The following is a 14,521-nucleotide window of genomic DNA, read 5'->3' as shown; positions in this document are numbered from 1 at the left end:
ACAGCGGGAATGAAGAAAACGGTGGGCGAGTTTCGCCAACTGCAGGTAGACTTAGCCGATTCGGTTACGTCGCTAACAAGGGGAACACATGACGTATCAACAGGCCGGGCGTATCGCCATTTTGAAACGCATTCTCGGATGGGTGGTTTTTATCCCGGCGTTGCTGTCAACGCTGATTTCCGTGCTGGGCTTTGTCTACCAGCACAGTGAAAAAACCAAGGGCATCAACGCGGTGATGCTGGATTTTGTTCACGTGATGGTGGACATGGTGCGTTTCAACACGCCGTTCCTGAACCTTTTCTGGTACAACTCGCCGGTGCCTGACGTCGATAAAAGCCTGTTCAGCGGCGCCAATCTGATGTTCATCATCATCTATATTCTGATCTTCGTCGGGCTGGCGCTGCAGGCTTCAGGCGCACGCATGTCGCGCCAGGTCAAGTTCATCCGCGAAGGGTTGGAAGACCAGATGATCCTGGAGCAGGCCAAGGGCAGCGAAGGGCACACGCGCCAACAGCTGGAGCAGCGTATCACGCTGCCGCACCACACCATCTTCCTGCAGTACTTCCCGCTGTACATCCTGCCGATCGTGATTGCGGTGATCGCCTGGTTCGTGATCCGCCTGTTGGGGCAGTTGGCCGGCGCGGCCTGAGCCATGAACGGGGCGCCAAGCGGCGCCCTGGAACGTTACGACGCTTCGGGCTGCAACAGCGCCTCCACCGCGCGTTGCGCAGCCACCAGATGCTGGCCGCCGAACAGGTTGCTGCGGTTAAGCAGGTAGTACAGCTGATACAACGGCTGGCGCTCAATAAACCCGGCCCCCAGCGGCCATACGCTCTGATAGCCGTCGTAGATCTGCGGCGGCAGCTCCGGATACAGCGGCAGCATCGCCAAATCGCACTCTCGGTCGCCCCAGTAGCTGGCCGGGTCGAACAGGATCGGCCCGTTGGCGGTCATCGCGCAGTTGCCCGGCCACAGGTTGCCATGCAGCAGCGAAGGCTGCGGCTGGTGGTGCTGCAAACGCAGATACACCCGATCGACAATGTCGTCGATATCGCCGAAGGTCATGCCTTTCTCCGCCGCCAGCTGCAGCTGCCAGCCGATGCGCTGCTCGGCGAAAAATTCCGACCAGCGGCGCTGCCAGGCGTTGGGTTGCGGGGTCGTGGTCAGATCGCTGTCGAAGTCGAGACCAAACTGCGGTTGCTCGCTCCACTGATGCAGGTGCGCCAACTGCTGGCCCAGACAGTAGGCACCGTGGGCGTCGAGGGGTTTCAGCTGTTGATACTCCAGCAGCAGGAAGCTGTAGTCGCGATCGCTGCCGACGCCATACACTTCCGGCACCCGCACGCTTTTGCTGCGTGCCAGCAACGCCAGCTGATCGGCCTCGGCGGTGAATATCGGCAGTTGCTCACGGGCGTCGCATTTCACGAACACCTCGTTGTCACCGTAACTCACGCGCCACGCCGGGTGAATGTCGCCCCCGGGCAGTTCAATCCTTTCGCGTATCTCTGCGCTGCCAAGATGTTCACTTAACAGACGGCTAACGGCTTGCCACATGGTATTTCCCCCTCTGTGCTGCCTGATAATTCATTAGGTTAGCGTCTTTCCCGTGGTGAAAACACGACGCGGCGCACAGCCGGCGTCAAAGGTGGCGATTTTTTCAGCGCCTCGCCAGCTCAAAGTATATACCCTATTGATTAATTTAAGCGCAATACCGATTGCAACTTGATGATAATGGATAAGCCAGCGGAGGAATAGGATGCGGCGGGGAACACCGCCGCATCAGAGGGGCGTTTAACTGCCCATCGGCACGTTTTGGTTACCCTGTAACGGACGCAGCTTGCTGTACAACAAGGCGATAACGAACAACACGGCCTGCACGATGACGATGCAAGGCCCGGTGGCGCCGTCGATGTGGAAGCTGATCAGGGTGCCGAGCACGCAAGAGAATACCGACACCACCGTCGCCACCATCAGCATGCGATCAAACCGGCGGCACAGCATAAAGGCGATGATGCCGGGGGCGATCAGCATGGCAATCACCAAAATCACCCCCACGGCTTGCAGCGAGGCGACGATGGTCATCGCCAGCAGGCACAGCAGCCCGTAGTGCAGCAGCTTGACCGGCAGGCCAATCACCCGGGCATGGTGCGGATCGAAACAGTACAGCATGAAGTCTTTGCGCTTGAGTAACACCACTGCCAGGGTGATGCCGGCGATCAGCAGGGTTTGCTTCAGCTCACCGTCGGTGATGCCCAGCATGTTGCCGAACAGAATGTGGCTCAGGTGCTGGTCGGTATCGATGCGCGAGAACAGCACCAGGCCGAAGGCGAACATGCCGGAGAAAACGATGCCCATCACCGTGTCTTCTTTCACCCGACTGTTCTCTTTCAGGTAGCCGGTGGCTACCGCGCAAAAGATGCCGGAGAGGAACGCGCCGATCGCCAGCGGGATGCCGACCACGAACGCCACCACGATGCCGGGCAGCACCGCGTGCGAGATGGCGTCACCCATCAGCGACCAGCCTTTGAGCACCAGATAGCAGGAGAGCACGGCGCACACTACGCCGGTGACGATGGCAGCGACGATCGCCCGCTGCATGAACGGGTAGGCGAAGGGTTCGCTCAGCAGTTGATACAGGGTGTCCATCAGCGACCTCCGGTTTGCGACTGTGCCACACGACGCCGGGACGCCAGCAGGCCGTGTTTCGGCGCGAAGAAGAACGCCGCCAGGAACACCAGCGTTTGCAGGGTGACGATAACGCCCCCGGTGGCGCCGTCGAGGAAGAAACTCAGATAGGCGCCGATGCCGCTGGTCAATGCGCCGATGATGATGGCGATGATCACCAGCCGGCTGAAGCGGTCGGTCAGCAGGTAGGCGGTGGCGCCCGGGGTGATCACCATGGCGATCACCAAAATGGCGCCGACGGTTTGCAGCGCGGCGACGGTGCAGGCGCTGAGCAGGGTGAAGAACAGGATCTTCAGCTTCAGCGGTGACAGGCCGATCGAGACCGCGTGGCTTTCGTCGAAGAACACCGCCAGCAGGTCTTTCCACACCAGGCACAGGATCAGCAGCGAAACGCCGATGATGATTTCTACCTGCAGCACGTCTTCGTCGGCGATGCCGAGGATATTGCCGAAGATGATCGACTGTACGTTGACCGAGGTAGGGTTGAGCGACACGATCAGCAGGCCGACGGCGAAGAAGGTGGAGAAGATGAAGCCGATGATGGCGTCTTCGCGCAGCCGGGTGATGTGACGCACCAGCGTCATCGCCAGCGCCGCCAGCATGCCGGTAAAGAAGGCGCCGGCGGCGTAGGGCAGGCCGAGGGCGTAGGCGCCGGCCACGCCGGGCACCACCGAGTGCGACAGCGCATCGCCCATCAACGACCATCCCTTCAGCATCAGATAGGCGGACAGGAACGCGCAGGCGGCGCCGACGATGGCGCTGACCCAGATGGCTTTCACCATGTAGTTATAACTGAAAGGTTGCAGCAGAAGGTCCAGCATCAGGATTGTTTCTCCCTGGCCTGGCTGTTGGCCGGCGGATCGCTCTTGGTGTGACCGTAGAACACCGCCGGGCGCTCATCGTCGGTCAACACCGTAACGGTGCGCGGATCGTTGTCGTCGTGCAGATCCGGGCCTGAGAGGTTGATATGGCGCAGCACGCCGCCGAACGCCTGCTCCAGGTTGCTCTGGGTGAAGGTGGTCTCGGTCGGGCCGGCGGCCAGCACCGTGCGGTTGATGAGGATCACCCGATCGCAAAACTCCGGCACGCTGCCGAGGTTGTGGGTGGAGACCAGGATCAGATGCCCCTCGTCGCGCAATGCGCGCAGCAGCTCGATAATGGCATTCTCGGTTTTCACATCCACGCCGGTGAACGGTTCATCCAGCAGCAGCACCGTGCCCTGTTGCGCCAGCGCGCGCGCCAGAAACACGCGTTTTTTCTGGCCGCCGGACAGCTCGCCGATCTGCCGGCTGCGCAGCTTGCTCAGGCCGACGCGCTCCAGCGCCTTGTCGACCCGCAGCCGGTCTTCGCGCGACGGGATGCGCAGGAAGTTCATCTTGCCGTAACGGCCCATCATCACCACGTCTTCCACCAGCACCGGGAAGTTCCAGTCGACGTCTTCGGTCTGCGGCACGTAGGCGATCAGGTTCTTTTTCAGCGCGTCCGCCACCGGTTTGTCGCTGAGCGACACCCGGCCGCTGGTTGGCCTGACCAGGCCCATGATGCTTTTGAACAACGTCGATTTGCCGCTGCCGTTGACGCCGACCAGCGCGCAGATCGAGCCGCCGCTCAGGGTAAAGCTGGCGTTATGAATGGCGGTGTGTCCGTTATTGTAGGTTACGGTGACGTCGTCCACGTTCAATTCAGGGCGGACAAACGGTTCATGGGTCATTGATCGAATCCTTTGGCGATGGTTTGCACGGTGGTGTTAAGCAGGTCGATATAGGTCGGCACCGGGCCATCGCGGGTGGACAGCGAATCCACGTACAGCACGCCGCCGTATTTGGCGCCGGTTTCTTTCGCCACCTGCTTGGCCGGCTTGTCGGAAATGGTGCTCTCGCTGAACACCACCGGAATATGGTGGGCGCGCACCGCGTCGATTACCCGGCGCACCTGCTGCGGCGAACCTTGCTCATCGGCGTTGATCGGCCACAGATAAACTTCTTTCAGCTGATAGTCCTGCGCCAGGTAGCTGAAAGCGCCTTCGCTGGTCACCAGCCAACGCTGTGCGGCCGGAATGCGCGCCAGGCGTTCACGCAGCGGGGCGTCCAGTGCGCCGATCTTCTCTGCGTAGGCCTTGGCATTGCGGTTGTAGGTTTCCGCATGGGCCGGATCGTGTTCCACCAGCGCTTTGCGGATGTTCTCGATATACACCAGCGCGTTGCTCGGCGACATCCAGGCATGCGGGTTCGGGTTGCCGTTATACGGCCCTTCGCGGATCGGCAGCGGGGTGATGCCTTCGGTCACGACTGCCGCCGGCACCTGCTTGATGTTCTCGAAGAAGCGCTGGAACCAGCGTTCCAGGTTCATGCCGTTCCACAGGATCAGATCGGCGTGCTGCGCCTTGACGATGTCGCGCGGCGTGGGCTGGTAGTCGTGGATCTCGGCGCCCGGCTTGGTGATGGATTCCACCACGGCGGCGTCACCGGCCACGTTCTGGGCAATGTCCTGAATGATGGTAAAGGTGGTCACCACGCGCAGCTTTTTTTCCGCCAGCGCGTGTTGACTGACCAAGGCGGCGCCGAGCAGCAGGCAGGCGAGCGTGAAAGGGCGTAACAGTGCGGCAGCGCGGGAAGGGCGACTGCGACGAAAAGCGCAACTTATCAATGGCATGATGACGTCTCCTGGTTCAAATGAAAATGATTATCAATATCAATTGAAGCGAAGTCAAGCGTCACTTGCCCACCGCCGGCGGGGTATTTCTCCAACTGAAAAAATAATACCGTCCGGGGAGTTATAGCATTTTATGTATCAGTATGTAACCGCTGAAGGTAGTCCTTACAGCTGCATATCGCCACCTCCGGCTGTTTTCCCAATGCCAACTGCCCGAACCCCTGCGCCAGACGCTGTACATCCTCTTGATCCAGCACGGTTATAAACGCAAAACTGTTGCTGCCGAGTTCGTGGTGAACGCCATTCTCGTCTGTCACCGACGTGACAAAACCCTCACGCGTCAATTGCCCGGTCAGCTTCGCCAGGTCGGTCAATCCTTCTTCCTGATAGCGAAAAGTCACCACAAAGCAGCTTGTTGCAGATTGACTCATAAATCACCTCTTGGTATATGGATAGCTTGAGATTAGTCCAAAAAATTACTGCAGGTGTCCTTACAAGTTGTATATGCTACGCAACTCATTGAAAGGAGTGAGGGATTCTGTGAAAACAAAAATAGGTTGCCTTACGGCAATTTTACTTTTGTCGGGGTGCGCCAAAGACCCGCAAACGGCAAGCAATATTTCAGGCAGTGGCACAACGCGCGGCGGTTGGTTAAAACCCCCTCCGCAGGCACCGGTAAACCGCACAGGCACGCCGGTTGTTTATAACGATTACATTCGTCAGGCCGCCAGCAACTACGGCGTTGACGAAACGCTGATTAAAGCGATTATTCAGGTGGAGTCCGGGTTTAACCCGAACGTGGTCAGCACCTCGAACGCAGTGGGATTGATGCAGCTTAAGGCTTCTACCGCCGGCCGCGACGCCTATCGCATGAAAGGACGAAGCGGGCAACCCAGCTCGCGTGAGCTGAAGGATCCGGCGGTCAATATTGATCTGGGAACGGCCTATATCAATATTCTTCAAAGCCAGCAGCTAGCCGGGATCAACAACCCACAGACTTTGCGTTACGCCACCATCGTTTCGTACGTGAACGGGGCGGGCGCCATGTTGCGCACCTTCTCCTCGGACAAGCGCGTGGCGGTCAATCGCATCAATCAGATGAGCCCGGATGAGTTTTATCAGCACATCCAGAAAAAGCACCCGGCGCCGCAGGCGCCGCGCTATTTGTGGAAGGTGACCACCGCTTATCAGGCGATGTCGCCGTAGCCCCACCCTTCTTTGAATCGGCCGCTAAACGCGGCCGATTCTGTTTCCTGCGTTAGTTTATAGCGCGACCTGCCTCTCATTTTTCGTTATTTCCTCATCGGTTATCAGAAAAACCGCACAAAAAGTTAAATTTACGTTAGCGGATAAATCTTTACGTTCATTCAATAAGTTACCGGTAACATTTTTGCTTTTGCGCGCATTCTGACCTTCAATAAATATACAAATAAGTAACAAATTATTTTAAAAACCCGTATCGATCGCAAGGTTGCGGTTAAATAGTTGTGACTATCTTTGGATGGAATGTGACATGTCGAATCATAAAACCAACAATTCGCGGCGCGATTTCTTGTTGAAATCGATGACCTTAATTCCTGCGGCGGTAATTGGTGGCAGTGGCGTTGGCGCGCTGACGGCACCGGCACCAGCGGTCGCGGCCCCGAACACTTCAACGCAGAACGATTACCAACCGACCTTTTTCACCCCGGAAGAGTGGGCCTTCATCAAGGCCGCCGTCGCGCGCCTGATCCCTGCCGACGAACGCGGCCCTGGCGCACTGGAAGCCGGCGTGCCGGAGTTTATCGATCGCCAGATGAATACCCCGTACGCCACCGGCTCCATCTGGTACATGCAAGGGCCGTTTAACCCCGATGTGCCGAAGGAAATGGGCTATCAGCTGCCGTTGGTGCCCAAGCAAATCTACAACCTCGGCATCAGTGACGCCGACGCCTACAGCAAGAAAACCGCCGGCAAGCCCTTCGCCGAACTGGATGGCGCGCAGCAAGACGCCATGCTGCAAAAGTTCGAGTCCGGCGAGGCGGAGTTCCAGCAGCTGCCGTCGAAACTGTTCTTCTCCTATCTGCTGCAAAACACCCGTGAAGGTTTCTTCAGCGATCCGATCCATGGCGGTAACAAAGACATGGTGGGCTGGAAGCTGATTAATTTTCCGGGCGCGCGCGCCGATTTTATGGACTGGGTTGAGCGAGGGGAGCGTTATCCCTTCCCGCCGGTCTCGATTCGAGGGGAGAGGGGCTAAGCATGGCAACGGTAATGAAAAAAGTAGACGCGGTGATCGTCGGCTTCGGCTGGGTGGGCGCGATCATGGCCAAAGAGCTGACCGAGGCCGGCCTCAACGTGGTGGCGTTGGAGCGTGGCCCGATGCGCGATACCTATCCGGACGGTTCTTATCCGCAGGTGATCGACGAGCTGACCTATAACATCCGCCGCAAACTGTTCCAGGATCTGTCGAAAAGCACCGTCACCATTCGCCACAACAGCAGCCAGACCGCGGTGCCTTACCGCCAGCTGGCGGCGTTCCTGCCGGGCACCGGCGTTGGCGGTGCCGGCCTGCACTGGTCGGGCGTGCATTTCCGCGTCGATCCGATCGAACTGCGCATGCGCAGCCACTATGAAGAGCGCTACGGCAAAAACTTCATTCCGAAGGACATGACCATCCAGGACTTCGGTGTGACCTACGACGAGCTGGAACCGTTCTTCGATAAAGCGGAGAAAGTGTTCGGCACCTCCGGCACCGCCTGGACCATCAAAGGGCAGAAAGTGGCGCAGAAGGGCGGCAACCGCTTTGCGGCGGATCGCTCCAGCGACTTCCCGCTGCCGGCGCAGAAAAATACCTACTCCGCCCAGCTGTTCGAGAAAGCGGCGCTGGAAGTGGGTTATCACCCTTACAACCTGCCGTCCGCCAACACCTCGGACTCTTACACCAACCCGTACGGCGCGCAGATGGGCCCGTGCAACTTCTGCGGTTTCTGCAGCGGCTACGCCTGCTACATGTATTCCAAAGCTTCGCCGAACGTCAACATTCTGCCGGCGCTGCGCATGGAAAAACGCTTCGAGCTGCGTACCAACGCCAACGTGCTGAAGGTCAACCTGACCGACGACAAGTCTCGCGCCACCGGCGTGAACTACGTCGATGCGCAGGGCCGCGAGATTGAACAGCCGGCCGATCTGGTGATCCTGGGCGCGTTCCAGTTCCACAACGTGCACCTGATGCTGCTGTCCGGCATCGGCAAGCCTTACGATCCGGTGACCGGCGAAGGCGTGGTCGGGCGCAACTTCGCCTACCAGAACATGACCACCATCAAGGCGTTCTTCGATAAAGACGTGTTCACCAACCCGTTCATCGGCGCCGGCGGCAACGGCGTGGGCGTGGACGACTTCAACGCCGATAACTTCGACCACGCTAAAGAAGGCTTCGTCGGCGGTTCGCCGTTCTGGGTCAACCAGGCGGGCACCAAGCCGATCTCCGGCCTGCCGACGCCGCCGGGCACCCCAGCCTGGGGCAGCAAATGGAAAGCGGCGGTGGCGGATGCCTACACCCACCATGTTTCGATGGACGCCCACGGCGCGCACCAGTCGTACCGCAACAACTATCTGGATCTCGATCCCAACTACAAGAACGTCTTTGGCCAGCCGCTGCTGCGCATGACGTTCGACTGGCAGGAAAACGACATCAAGATGGCGCAGTTCATGTACGACAAGATGGCGCCGATCGCCAAGGCGATGAACCCGAAACTGATCGCCGGCAGCCCGAAAAACGCCAACAGCCACTTCGACACCACCAGCTACCAGACCACCCACATGAACGGCGGCGCGGTAATGGGCGAGGATCCGAAGACCAGCGCGGTCAACCGCTATCTGCAGAGCTGGGACGTGCACAACGTGTTCTCGATCGGCGCATCGGCCTTCCCGCAGGGGCTGGGCTACAACCCGACCGGCACCGTGGCGGCATTGGCTTACTGGTCTGCCCGCGCCATTCGCGAGCAGTATCTGAAAAACCCAGGCCCATTGGTGCAGGCATAAGGACGGCGAACGATGAAAGCATTTGTACCGGCACTGGTTCTCAGTGCAGTGAGTTTTTCCGTTTGGGCGCAGGACGCCACCGTCAGCAGCGAGCTGATCAAGCGCGGTGAATACCTGGCGCGCGCCGGCGACTGCGTGGCTTGCCACACCGACGGCAAGAGCGGCAAAACCTTCGCCGGCGGTCTGGCGATGGAGACGCCGATCGGCACCATCTACTCCACCAACATCACGCCGGACAAGAAAACCGGCATCGGCGATTACAGCTTCGAGGATTTCGACAACGCGGTGCGTAAGGGCGTAGCCAAAAACGGCAGCACCCTGTACCCGGCGATGCCGTACCCGTCGTTCGCGCTGGTGAAAGAGGACGACATGCGGGCTATGTATGCCTATTTCATGCACGGCGTGCAGCCGGTGGAGCAGGCCAATAAGGACTCCGACATCCCGTGGCCGCTGTCGATGCGCTGGCCGCTGAGCATCTGGCGCGGCATGTTCGCGCCGTCGCCGGCGGACTTCGTGGCTGACGCCAAGGCCGATCCGGTGATTGAGCGCGGCCGCTACCTGGTGGAAGGCCTGGGCCACTGCGGTGCCTGCCATACCCCGCGCAGCATCACCATGCAGGAAAAAGCGCTGAGCAACAGCGAAAGCGACGACTACCTGTCCGGCAGCAACGCGCCGATCGACGGCTGGGTGGCTTCCAGCCTGCGCAGCGACCGCAAGGATGGCCTGGGCAGTTGGAGCGAAGCCGAGCTGACCGAGTTCCTGAAAACCGGCCGTAACGACAAGGCGATCGTGTTTGGCGGTATGAGCGACGTGGTGGAGCACAGCCTGCAATACCTGAGCGACGACGATCTGACCGCCATCGCACGCTACCTGAAATCGCTGCCGCCGAAAGACGGCAAGCAGCAGGCGGCACCGGTTGAAGACAGCGTGGCCAAGGATCTGTGGCGCGGCGACGACAGCAAGCCCGGCGCGGCGCTGTATGTCGATAACTGCGCGGCCTGCCACCGCACCGACGGGGTGGGCTACAAGCGCGCCTTCCCATCGCTGAAGGGCAATCCGGTGGTACAGACCGAGGACGCGACCTCGCTGATCCACATCGTGTTGACCGGTAACACCACGCCGGCGGTGCAGGGCGCGGTGTCCAACATCACCATGCCGCCGTTTGGCTGGCGTCTCAACGATCAGCAGGTGGCGGACGTGGTGAACTTCATCCGCACCAGCTGGGGCAACAGCGCCAAACCGGTGAGCGCCTCCGACGTGGCCGACGTGCGTAAAGACCGCTCGATGATCCGCGACGAGAAGGAGATGGGCAGCGCCGAGGTGCCGGACCATCCGGACGCGAAGAAGTAAACCGCTTAAGGGCTCCGCAAGGGGCCCTTAGTTTTTTCTGTCTGCGCCGTTTTTTTCAGCATTTTCTGTTCGCAAATCGTTCGTTCGGCCGATAAAACATAGACCCGCAGCGGATTTTTCATTATCCTTTGCCGTCCTTTCATCAGGCGTAAGTATGAAATATCGCTTTAATTCACTGATTACTATTAAAAAATTCGCGGAGAAGGATATCCCGTTAGGCGCAATCGTTGGCGCCGCAGATTAAGGTAGACTGTCTCATGAGTACGATTTCTCCCGATTCAGGCACGCTGACGGCCGCTCAGCCTGCCAAATGGAACAAAACCGACACCATCTGGATGTTCGGTCTTTATGCCACCGCGGTGGGCGCCGGCACGTTGTTCTTGCCGATCAACGCCGGTTTGAACGGCCCGTTGGTGCTGCTGCTGATGGCGCTGTTCGCTTTCCCGCTGACCTATTTGCCGCACCGCGCGCTCAGCCGCTTCGTGCTTTCCGGCTCCAGCCGCGACGGCAATATTCACGATGTGGTGGTGGAACATTTCGGCGTATTGGCCGGAAAAATCATCATGGTGCTGTATCTGATGGCGTTCTTCCCGATCGTGCTGGTGTACAGCATTTCGATCACTAACGCGCTGGACAGCTTCCTGATCCATCAGTTCCATGTGGCGCCGCTGCCGCGCATCTGGCTGAGCCTGGCGGTGGTGGTGGTGCTCAATCTGGTGCTGCTGCGCGGCAAAGACAGCATCGTGGCGGCAATGGGCATGCTGGTGTTCCCGCTGCTGGTGTTCCTGATGGGCATTTCGCTGTACCTGATGCCGAGCTGGAATACCGCCAACTTCGTTAATGGCCTGGCCGCCACCCGCTTCGACACGCCGGGGCTGTGGCATTCGCTGTGGCTGGCGGTGCCGGTGATGGTGTTTTCCTTCAGCCATGCGCCGATCATCTCCTCCTTCGCCTCGACGCAGAAGAGCCTGTATGGCGACAAGGCGGAACGCCGCTGCGCGCGCATCATGCGCTACAGCTATGTGCTGATCTGCGTTACCGTGCTGTTCTTCGTGTTCAGCTGCGTGCTGAGCTTGTCCCATGAAGACATGCAGCAGGCCAAAGATCAGAACATCACGGTGCTGACCACCTTGGCCAACAAGTTCTCCAACCCGCTGATCGCCTATCTCGGCCCGGTGATGGCGATGCTGGCAATGGCTAAATCCTATCTCGGCACCTCGCTGGGGGTAACGGAAGGGGCGACCAGCCTGATCGACGGCGTTACGCGCGCGGTCGGCAAACCGCTCAGCTCGCGTATGACGCACCGCATCTCGGCGGTGTCGCTGTTCCTGCTCACCTGGGCGGCGACGGTGTGGAACCCCAGCGCGCTGCACATTATCGAAACCATCAGCGGCCCGCTGATTGCGGCGATCCTGTTCATCCTGCCGATGTACGCGGTGCGTGCGGTGCCGGCCATGCGGCAATACCGCGCGGCGAGCAACGTCTTCGTGCTGGTGATGGGCCTGATTGCGCTGTCGGCGCTGATCTACGGCCTGGTATGATCCCCTGGGCGCGCCGCCTCTGGCACGCCTCTTATCCTTCCTTTACACATCCCTTTGCAATTAATCGCCGGGTTGCCGGGCGTTATCTTTGATAATGCAAGCCATTCTCATTAGTATTTCCTGATTGCTTTCATGACTAAGGAGCTTTTCGTGCACCGTCGAATCACTTTGCCGGCGCTGGTTTGCGCCGCCTTGCTCGCCTCTCCGGCGATGGCCACCACCTATCCGCTGACCCTGACCGACACCTCCGGGCAGACACTCACCCTCCAGCAAGAGCCGAAACGCATCGTGGTGCAGGACGGGCGCGATATTCTCACGCTGGCGCTGCTCGATCGCGCCAACCCGTTCGGCCGGCTGGTGGCCTGGAATAACTTATTGAAGAAAAGCGACGCGGCGACCTGGGATATTTTGCAGAGCAAATGGCCGGCGGCGAAAAACATCATCGATATGGGGTTCAGCGACAAAGGTGAAGTGAATCTGGAGAGCGTGATCGCCAAACGCCCCGACCTGATGATCGCCCAGCTGCGCTCCAAACCGTCGCTGAGCCAAACTGGCGTGCTGGATAAGCTGAAGGCGCTGAACGTACCGGTGCTGTTTATCGACACCATGCTCAAGCCGGTGGAAAACACGCCCAAAAGCGTGACGCTGCTGGGGGAAACCCTCAACCGCGAAAGTGAGGCCAAGCAATATACCGATTATTATCAGCAGCACTATCAGGCCATTCTGGCCAAGACGCAGGCGGTGGAACCCAAGCCGCTGGTGTTCTTTGAAGCCAAGGCCGGCCTGAACGGGCTGGAATCCTGCTGCTTTACCCATGCCCATGTCGGTTGGGGGGCGCTGGTCGAGGCGGTCGGCGCGCGCAACATCGGATCTGCGCTGCTGCCGGGGGCGACCGGCGATGTGGCGCTGGAGAAAGTGATCAGCATGAAGCCGGATGCCTACATCGTTTCCGGCTCACAGTGGGCCAGCAAGACCAACGCCGCAGTGCCGTTCGGCTATGGCGTGACGCAGCAGCAGGTGGATGAGGCTTTCAACCGCATGAAACAGCGCCCGGGGTTCGCGCAGCTGTCGGCGGTGAAGGAAGGGCGGTTCTACGGCATCTACCATAACTTCTACAACCACCCGTACAACATCGTCGGGCTGGAGTATCTGGCGAAGTTTATCTATCCGGCGCAGTTCCCGGATCTGGATCCGGCCAAGACCTACAGCGAGATCCTCAGCCGCTTTACCGAAGTGCCGGAAGGCAAGGGCATTTTGGGCGCGCAGGCGCCGGCAGGGAAATAACGGCAACGGGCGCGACGATCGCGCCCGTTTTTTATCGTCAGGCGGCCGGTGTGTAGGTGGAGATGATCTCCAGCACGCCGTTGATGATGAACTGCACGCCCATACACACCAGCAGGAAGCCCATCAGGCGCGAGATAGCCTCGATGCCGCTTTTCCCCACCAAGCGCATAATGGCGCCGGAACTGAGCAGGCAACCCCACAGGATCACCGCGACCGTCAGGAAGATGGCGACCGGCGCCACCGCCAGCACCCAGGGTTCAAAACCCAGCGAGTTCGCTTTGACGCTCGACGCCGAGCTGATGATCATGGCGATGGTGCCCGGCCCCGCGGTGCTCGGCATGGCCAACGGCACGAAGGCGATGTTGGCCGACGTCTTATGCCGCAGCTCGTGCGACTTGCTCTCCACCTCCGGCGCCTCTTCAGGGCTCTGCTGGGGGAACAACATGCGGAAACCGATGAAGGCGACGATCAGGCCGCCGGCGATGCGCAGGCCGGGGATAGAAATACCGAAGGTGTTCATCACCACCTGCCCGGCGTAAAACGCCACTGTCATGATGCAGAACACATAAACCGAGGCCATCAGCGACTGCTGATTACGCTCTTCGCGCGTCATATTGCCGGACAAACCGAGCAGCAACGCTACCGTGGTCAGCGGGTTGGCCAGCGGCAACAGCAGCACCAAACCCAGTCCGATGGCCTGGAATAACTGCAAAATACCCGTCATAAAATAGACTCCCTGTGCAACGTTCAAGCCGCCAGGCGGCGGCCCATGAGCTGAACAGCCTAGCCTGCCGCGTCCCTGGCGGCAATGGGGATAGCTCGTAAGGTTAATTAGCCGTCAGCCGGTGTTTCATCTTCGCCGTTGCACTCGCCGGCGAGCTCTGGTTCATCCTCACACCCCAGCGGCGCTTCGTTGACCGCAATCGCTCGTGGTACTGAACGTGCGCCAAAATGCACCCGCCCATACAGCGTCGCTAATACCGCGC

14 protein-coding genes are annotated in these 14,521 nt (G+C 59.6%); 7 read left to right on the top strand and 7 right to left on the bottom strand.

All coding sequences use genetic code 11. The features are described 5' to 3' along the window. Positions 1 to 88 precede the first annotated feature (88 nt). Positions 89 to 649, top strand: a complete 561-nt coding sequence (locus FHU12_RS10530; RefSeq protein ID WP_141969177.1) for a YniB family protein — start codon at positions 89 to 91, stop codon at positions 647 to 649. A 35-nt stretch (positions 650 to 684) separates the two neighbouring features. Here the strand turns inward: FHU12_RS10530 and FHU12_RS10525 are convergent, their stop codons facing one another. From FHU12_RS10525 to ghoS, 6 genes are all read right to left on the bottom strand, one after another. Next, a complete protein-coding gene (locus tag FHU12_RS10525; RefSeq protein ID WP_033642864.1) occupies positions 685 to 1,554 on the bottom strand; it encodes a fructosamine kinase family protein in 870 nt (289 codons plus the stop codon). A gap of 237 nt (positions 1,555 to 1,791) precedes the next feature. Next, on the bottom strand, positions 1,792 to 2,646 hold the full coding sequence (locus FHU12_RS10520) for a metal ABC transporter permease (protein ID WP_141969175.1): 855 nt from the start codon (positions 2,644 to 2,646) through the stop codon (positions 1,792 to 1,794). Further along, positions 2,646 to 3,506, bottom strand: a complete 861-nt coding sequence (gene yfeC / locus FHU12_RS10515; protein WP_141969173.1) for an iron/manganese ABC transporter permease subunit YfeC — start codon at positions 3,504 to 3,506, stop codon at positions 2,646 to 2,648. Before yfeC ends, FHU12_RS10520 begins: the two co-directional genes overlap by 1 nt. Further along, positions 3,506 to 4,396 (bottom strand): manganese/iron ABC transporter ATP-binding protein, encoded by an 891-nt coding sequence (locus tag FHU12_RS10510; RefSeq protein WP_141969171.1) that lies wholly within the window; start codon positions 4,394 to 4,396, stop codon positions 3,506 to 3,508. The genes yfeC and FHU12_RS10510 overlap by 1 nt, the downstream gene beginning before the upstream one ends. Continuing rightward, complete coding sequence (locus FHU12_RS10505) at positions 4,393 to 5,337, bottom strand: metal ABC transporter substrate-binding protein (RefSeq protein ID WP_100396324.1); 945 nt, start codon at positions 5,335 to 5,337, stop codon at positions 4,393 to 4,395. Before FHU12_RS10505 ends, FHU12_RS10510 begins: the two co-directional genes overlap by 4 nt. A gap of 131 nt (positions 5,338 to 5,468) precedes the next feature. Then, the gene (gene ghoS / locus FHU12_RS10500) at positions 5,469 to 5,768 is read right to left on the bottom strand and encodes a type V toxin-antitoxin system endoribonuclease antitoxin GhoS (protein WP_038877599.1); all 300 of its coding nucleotides are present in this window, start codon (positions 5,766 to 5,768) and stop codon (positions 5,469 to 5,471) included. Positions 5,769 to 5,877: 109 nt separating this feature from the next. On the opposite strand from ghoS, the gene FHU12_RS10495 reads away from it, so the two are divergent. The 6 genes from FHU12_RS10495 (at position 5,878) to FHU12_RS10470 (ending at position 13,535) form a co-directional block, all read left to right on the top strand. Continuing rightward, positions 5,878 to 6,543: a transglycosylase SLT domain-containing protein gene (locus tag FHU12_RS10495; RefSeq protein ID WP_049295470.1), complete on the top strand. Its 666-nt coding sequence runs from the start codon at positions 5,878 to 5,880 to the stop codon at positions 6,541 to 6,543. A gap of 307 nt (positions 6,544 to 6,850) precedes the next feature. Continuing rightward, positions 6,851 to 7,576 carry a gluconate 2-dehydrogenase subunit 3 family protein gene (locus tag FHU12_RS10490; protein WP_049295472.1) on the top strand — a complete coding sequence of 242 codons (726 nt, stop codon included), beginning with the start codon at positions 6,851 to 6,853 and terminating at the stop codon, positions 7,574 to 7,576. A 2-nt stretch (positions 7,577 to 7,578) separates the two neighbouring features. After that, positions 7,579 to 9,360 (top strand): GMC family oxidoreductase, encoded by a 1,782-nt coding sequence (locus FHU12_RS10485; RefSeq protein WP_025302609.1) that lies wholly within the window; start codon positions 7,579 to 7,581, stop codon positions 9,358 to 9,360. Between the two features lie 12 nt (positions 9,361 to 9,372). Continuing rightward, a complete protein-coding gene (locus tag FHU12_RS10480) occupies positions 9,373 to 10,710 on the top strand; it encodes a c-type cytochrome (protein WP_043143369.1) in 1,338 nt (445 codons plus the stop codon). Between the two features lie 257 nt (positions 10,711 to 10,967). After that, positions 10,968 to 12,251 (top strand): SLC5/6 family protein, encoded by a 1,284-nt coding sequence (locus FHU12_RS10475; protein ID WP_141969169.1) that lies wholly within the window; start codon positions 10,968 to 10,970, stop codon positions 12,249 to 12,251. Between the two features lie 150 nt (positions 12,252 to 12,401). Further along, positions 12,402 to 13,535 (top strand): ABC transporter substrate-binding protein, encoded by a 1,134-nt coding sequence (locus FHU12_RS10470; RefSeq protein WP_141969167.1) that lies wholly within the window; start codon positions 12,402 to 12,404, stop codon positions 13,533 to 13,535. Positions 13,536 to 13,572: 37 nt separating this feature from the next. On the opposite strand, the gene FHU12_RS10465 is transcribed toward FHU12_RS10470, so the two are convergent. Beyond that, positions 13,573 to 14,259, bottom strand: coding sequence for a MarC family NAAT transporter (locus FHU12_RS10465; protein WP_141969165.1), 687 nt, complete (start codon positions 14,257 to 14,259; stop codon positions 13,573 to 13,575). Between the last annotated feature and the right edge of the window lie 262 nt (positions 14,260 to 14,521).

This window comes from Serratia marcescens (assembly GCF_006715005.1).
Taxonomy (GTDB): domain Bacteria; phylum Pseudomonadota; class Gammaproteobacteria; order Enterobacterales; family Enterobacteriaceae; genus Serratia; species Serratia montpellierensis.
The sequence above is the reverse complement of the archived record's forward strand: the minus strand, read 5'-3'. Positions and strand labels throughout refer to the sequence as shown.